Origin of the sequence: Veillonella magna DSM 19857, assembly GCF_000428745.1 — a bacterium.
Classification (GTDB): Bacteria; Bacillota; Negativicutes; order Veillonellales; family Veillonellaceae; genus Veillonella_A; species Veillonella_A magna.
The window spans coordinates 1-4,046 of the sequence record NZ_AUAN01000032.1 but is presented as its reverse complement, the minus strand read 5'-3'; the positions used below and the strand labels follow the sequence as shown (position 1 = coordinate 4,046).

1 protein-coding gene is annotated in these 4,046 nt (G+C 45.1%); it reads right to left on the bottom strand.

Going from position 1 to position 4,046, the window contains the following annotated elements:
- Nucleotides 1-227: 227 nt before the first annotated feature.
- Nucleotides 228-4,046, bottom strand: a 3,819-nt coding sequence (locus G344_RS0106940; RefSeq protein ID WP_028255557.1) for a YadA-like family protein, incomplete at its 5' end; no start/stop codon positions are given.

Sequence of the window (4,046 nt, the reverse complement as noted above, 5' to 3'; positions counted from 1 at the left end):
CTTTATCTTCTCCCAAAAAAGATAAAACCGCTATAACCCCAGTACTTAACTGGTTTTATAGCGGTTTTCACCCACACTTTTTGTCCTATAACTCTACAACCCTACCTCCCTCTATAAAAGAAAATGCAAAAGAACCTCCCGTGATTTCACGAGAGGTTCTTTTCTTCTATGCGCCGATTCCTATGGTCGTCAGCGTCAACGGACTCTGTAGAGCCGAAGGGACTCGCTTATTTCTTTTCCAGCTTTTCCAACTTCTTCTTCATCTCTTCATTATCCTGTTTCAACTGTTTCACCAAATTAAGAATTTCATCGTAAGCGGCGTTCATCTTTTCATCATTAGCGCGCATACGTGCATTTTCTTCCTTCAGTGCTACCATTTCATCCTGCAATACATAGGTGGAGCTAATCGGGCCCGCTTTGTAGCGATCCGGTACCGCTTTCTTCTCATCGGTGCGACCGAATTTGTAAGTTACCCCAACATTGGCCATCGTATGATCAGAGCCGATACTTACGCCCATATGGAACATAGTGTCCTCATTCTTATAATGAGCAATGCCGAGAGCCGCCGCCTGTTTGCCGCGGTATGTACCTACAGCCGCCATAATCTGCGTCGGTTCCAATGGATCGTACTGGATAGCCTTCAAGCCTGCCAAGGCTGCCGCATTGGCCCCTACATTGGCAATATCGTTGTTGATATTTTGCGTCAAGCCGCGAAGCTGCGATACGTTAACCGCATCATCCGGAGCGATACCTTCCGCTACGTGGGTAATGCGATTGCCGCCATTATCGAGACCTTCCGACGAAAGTCTTACCTTGCTAATGCCCGTACCCGACTGATTGATACCTTGGATTTCAAAACCGTTATCGCTTATCTTAGTATAACTGTGAGCCGGTACCCAATTACCGTCCTTATCCAATACCTTATACGCCTCACCCGTCGTAGGGTCAATAATCGGCTGCGGTTTTTCGATGGCAATGTTACCGTTCTGCATAGTAGTCTTTAAGACTTCATTGCCTTCGCTATCCGTTCTCGTCGCCGTAAAGCCATCCGAATTGATGTTAGTACTATTGGTTACTTCCTTCGGCAGACCAGTATCCGGATTCCGTACAATCTGTCCATTGCCATCTCTTTCAAAGGTGGTAGCCGTAGAGTTAAAGCCGTCAGAGCTGATATTCGTCACCTTGTCATGACCGTTTTCATCCTTAGACGACGCCGTCAACGAATCACCCTTAATCGTTACCGAGCCATTCGTATCCTTATCATAGCTCTTGATTTCACCGCCGTTGATGGTCGTGTAATTGCCGTCTTTATCTTTGGACTCGAAATGACTGCCGTCGATAGTGGTCGTTTCGTGGCTCGTCACCGGCTTGCCATCAACCATCTTCACGTTTTCCACATCGGTAGCCATCTTGCCGCCACCCGTAGTCGTTGTACTCTTCGATGTAATGGGGTTGCCGTTTTCATTGATTAACGGTTTTCCTTCGCCATCTAGTTCGGCTTTTTCTACTACGGATTCAGTAATACCGCCCTTAGTAGTCGTAGAAGACGATTCCGTAATCGGTATCTTATGACCCTTTTCGTCAAGAACCGGGTTACCGTTTTTATCAACCTTGTACAACGGCTTGCCATCTGGGCCGGTAACTACTTTGGTGAAGGAAGATGTCGTTTCCGCTCCCTTAATCACCGTGCTGTCACCGTCCTTGCCAACGCTTACGGAGTCGTTCACCTCTATGGTGTTGAGATCCTTCAGGTTCTTAGACAACTTCACCGTCAACATATCTTTGCCATTGGAAATAACACCGATGTTGCCGTCGGACAATTTTTCCTTAATGGCTGTCTTCCGTTCTTCTGCCGTAGCATTGTCACCAAGGCCTAAGTCTACTTCACCCTTAATGTTTATCTGTTTGCCCAGCTTACGGTCAAAGGTATTTGTGTGTTCTTTGCCATCCGTAGATTCACCGTCAGCACTGTCGCCGCCGAAGAACAACGGAGTATCGGCGAGATTCTTCAAGTCGCCCGTGGTTACTGCCGCATCGTTACCGATACCGCCTTCCTTACCTACCTTATCCAAGTTATCGATAAAGCTGTTCGTGCCGTCCGCGCCATTGACCTTGCCGCCGATAGCAGACTTGATGTTATCCAGCTTAACCTTGCTATTCGGATTGTTCGGGTTAACCAAGCTTGTCTTGAGGCTGTCCGCCGATACCGGGTTGGTGCCTAATATCGGAATATTCTTACCTACCGCGCCGGCTTTCGGGTTGCCGTCGTCATCCAGTTTATCCTTCGGATACCACTTGCCATCCGTACCTTGCTTCAAGCTTTCGTCCTTGTAGTAGAACTTATTGTCCTCGCCGCGAACGATGGCTTTACCATCATCGGCTTTAGCTTCTACTAGTTTATCTACGTGTACCTTGTAGGTTGGTCTGCCATTGTCATCAACCGATTTAGAAATTTCAGCTGCACCGTCGCCATCCACTGCAGTTTGTGCATTATTAATGGCTTCTTTCAAATCGCCAACGTTAACGGCATGATTAAGCATATCACCAGTAGCATCTTTCAACTTAACAGATCCGTTTTTATCTTTCAAGCCACTGTCTACATTAATGATTTGGTTGCCGCCGTTATCAAGGCCTGTGTCAGAAAGTTCGACTTTTTTGCCTTCAATTGGCTTACCATCTTTATCAACAGGAGTGATGGTAATACCTTTATTAGATACTTCCGTCTTAGGACCTGTTAACTTATTATCTTTGTCTTTGTTTTCCAAAGTCATATGGCTGCCATCAATAGTCGTGCTTTGCTTGTTACCATCTTTATCTTTCTTTTCAGAGGTAATCGTACCACCATCGATGTTAGTGCTAGATGTATTACCATCCTTATCCGTTTTAGAAGTACCAATAGTACCTGTGCCAATAGATGTACTATTATTACCCGTAGCATCCTTAACAGTCATGCCATCTTTGTTAATAACAGTGCCACCATTCCCACTTTTATCAACGTTACCTACGGTTACACTATCCAAATCAGTAAGGTCCTTAGCAATTTCTACAACCATTTCCTTATGCGTGCCACCTTGACCGTCAGCATTAAGCACATCCTTCACGTTTACATACGTGTTTTGATCCGTTGTAGATTTTTCTGGCACATGATGACCTGCTTCATCAACCTTGTTCGCAATACCACCTTTAACAGTAATAGTCTTACCAAGGTCTTGTTTCACGTCACCATTGTTACCAGTTAAGCCAAAGCCACCTGAAGCGTTGTCGGATGTACCGTCAGTAATGCTCTTAATGGCATCGCGTACATCACCAATGTTAGCTGCATTAGTAAGCATATTATCTACTTTTGCTTTATCTTCAGCGGATGGGTTAAGGATCTCATCCCATGCCATTGGATCTGCATCAGCTTTCATGCCATTGCGACGGCCACTGCCTACACGTTCTAAGGTTGCTGGAGCGCTGTTATCTTGTGTTAAGGATACGCTTTCCTTAATGATTAAGCCTTCTTCATCAGGTTTAGGTTTACCATTTTTTAATTGGTCAGGTGTGTAATACTTATCGCCTACTTTTACAAGTTTTGTACCATCCGCTAATTGGTAACCATCGCCCACTTTGGATACATCCACAGGTTCACCCGTTGGTGTACCATTAGCATCCGTCTTGGTTGCCGTATAGGTTACAGGCAAGCCAGTTACATCGATGTGGAATTCGTGAACGCCATCTTTCGACGTAATATCGGATACTTTCGTATTCGCACCGTCTACCACTTTGATGGTTTCACCAATCTTAACGGTTTGTGCGTCCCCACTGTGACCAGATGTATTCAATTTGAAGCCTGTGTCTACGAGGTTCTTCAAATCGCCAGCATTAACTACGGTGTTTTCGCTAATGCCATTAGCCTTGCCGATGGTGTCGACGTTTTTCATGAAAGTATTCTTATTTTCATGTTCAGGATCAACTACTTTGCCACCAATGCCAGATTTTACATTATCCAGTATAGTAGCTTCATTGCCATTTGGATTTACTACGCTGTTTTTCAATTTATTTTG